Source organism: Gordonia sp. HS-NH1 (assembly GCF_001418765.1).
Taxonomy (GTDB): domain Bacteria; phylum Actinomycetota; class Actinomycetes; order Mycobacteriales; family Mycobacteriaceae; genus Gordonia.
Genome location: NZ_LIYC01000096.1, coordinates 1 through 2,010 on the forward strand (window position 1 = coordinate 1; position 2,010 = coordinate 2,010).

Annotated in this window: 1 protein-coding gene; it reads left to right on the plus strand. The window is 67.0% G+C overall.

Going from position 1 to position 2,010, the window contains the following annotated elements:
• Positions 1-6: 6 nt before the first annotated feature.
• Positions 7-1,938 (plus strand): malto-oligosyltrehalose trehalohydrolase, encoded by a 1,932-nt coding sequence (treZ, locus tag AMD30_RS24175; protein ID WP_442902742.1) that lies wholly within the window; start codon positions 7-9, stop codon positions 1,936-1,938.
• Positions 1,939-2,010 lie beyond the last annotated feature (72 nt).

A 2,010-nucleotide genomic window follows, 5' to 3' on the forward strand; every position in this document is an offset into this window, starting at 1 on the left:
CACCCTATGGGGCACTACTTGCACCTGTCCGAGGTCCGACATACCTTGCATGATGTGACGAATCCCCCGACCGCTGCCGCTGTTGCCCAGAGCACGATAACTTGGTCGGACGACCAGCGGGAACAAAACCTACCACTTCGTTCCAATGTGGAGCCCTTCCGATCACCGCGATCACTGGGCGAACTCCGGGTCTGGGCACCGAATGCGCAGGTCGTAGAGCTGGTGATCGGGTCGTCCGCGCAGGACCCGGCCGCGGACCGGATCACCATGACGGCAGGCGCCGGCGGGTGGTGGCAGGTGGACACCGCACCGGGAACCGAACCCGTCGAGGAACTGCGCTACGGATTCTCGATCGACGGCGGACCGGTGCGTCCTGATCCGCGGGCCGTGCGCCTGCCGGACGGGGTGCACGAACTGTCGGCATTGTTCACCGTCGACGACGCCGGATGGACCGACGCAGACTGGACCGGTCGCGACATCCGGGGAGCGGTGGTCTATGAGCTCCATCTCGGCACCTTCACCCCGGAGGGCACGCTCGACTCCGCCATCGGCCGGCTCGACCATCTCGTCGACCTGGGGGTCGACTTCGTCGAGCTGATGCCGGTCAACGCGTTCAACGGGGTTCACAACTGGGGCTACGACGGCGTCGGCTGGTACGCGGTGCAGGAGACCTACGGCGGACCGGCGGCGCTGGCCCGGTTCGTCGACGCCTGTCACGCCCGGGGACTCGGTGTCGTCCTCGACGTCGTCTACAACCATCTGGGTCCGTCCGGCAACTACCTACCCGACTTCGGGCCCTACCTCTCCGAGGGCGTCACATCCTGGGGATCGTCGGTCAATCTGTCCGATCCGGACTCCGACGAGGTCCGTGCGTTCATCGCCGGTACGGCCCTGCGGTGGTTCACCGAGTTCCATGTCGATGCCCTGCGCCTCGACGCGGTACACGCGCTGGCCGACCACCGCGCCGTGCACATACTGGAAGAACTCGCCGCCGCCACCGACGATCTCGCCGTCGAACTCGGGCGACCGCTGTCGCTGATCGCCGAGAGCCACCTCAACGATCCCCGCATGATCTCCCCGCGCAGCGTCAACGGACTCGGGCTCACCGCGCAGTGGGACGACGACATCCACCACGCGATCCACACGCTGGTGTCGGGCGAACGGCAGGGCTACTACCGCGACTTCGGGAGCTACGGCTGCCTGGAGAAGGTTCTCACCGGCGGGTTCTTCCACGACGGCACCTATTCGTCGTTCCGGAAACGCCGTCACGGACGACCGATCCCGACCGACCGGCTGCCCGCGTCGGCCCTCCTCGCCTACACCTGCAACCACGATCAGATCGGCAATCGGGCGATCGGCGACCGCCCGAGCGCCTACCTCGACGGCGGACAGCTGGCGATCAAGGCGGCGCTGGTCCTGCTGTCCCCGTTCACCCCGATGCTGTTCATGGGTGAGGAGTGGGCGGCCGCGACACCGTTCCAGTTCTTCACCTCCCACCCGGAGCCCGAACTGGGCCGAGCCACCGCGGAGGGGCGCAAATCGGAATTCGCCGAACACGGCTGGGACAGCGACGACGTGCCCGATCCGCAGGACCCGGCGACGTTCGAGCGGTCGAAGCTGGACTGGACCGAACTCGACGATCCCGCACACGCGCGTGTGCTCGACTTCTATCGAACTCTCATCGCCTTGCGGAAAGCCGAAGCCGCGCTGTCCGATCCGGCCTTCTCGTCGGTGTCCGTCGACTTCGACGAGGCGGCCGGATGGTTCGCGATGCATCGCGGTGACTGGTCGGTGGTCTGCGTTCCCGGCGCCGCACCGGTGACCGCCCCGATCTCGCTCGACGTCGAATTGGCCTGGCAGTCACCGAGTTCCGAGGGCTCCGAGCTCGCCTCGCCGGGTCACAACGTGATCGTCGGCCGCCGTGGTGACGGCTCATAGCCCGAAGTCGCGTGTACCGCGGCTTCGGGCCATGAAGTCAAGTGGTCAGATGGCGTCGCCGCCGTCGATGCT

Coding starts and splice junctions, on each gene's coding strand:
- treZ (WP_442902742.1), top strand. CDS start 7: ATGGGGCACTACTTGCACCTGTCCGAGGTCCGACATACCTTGCATGAT.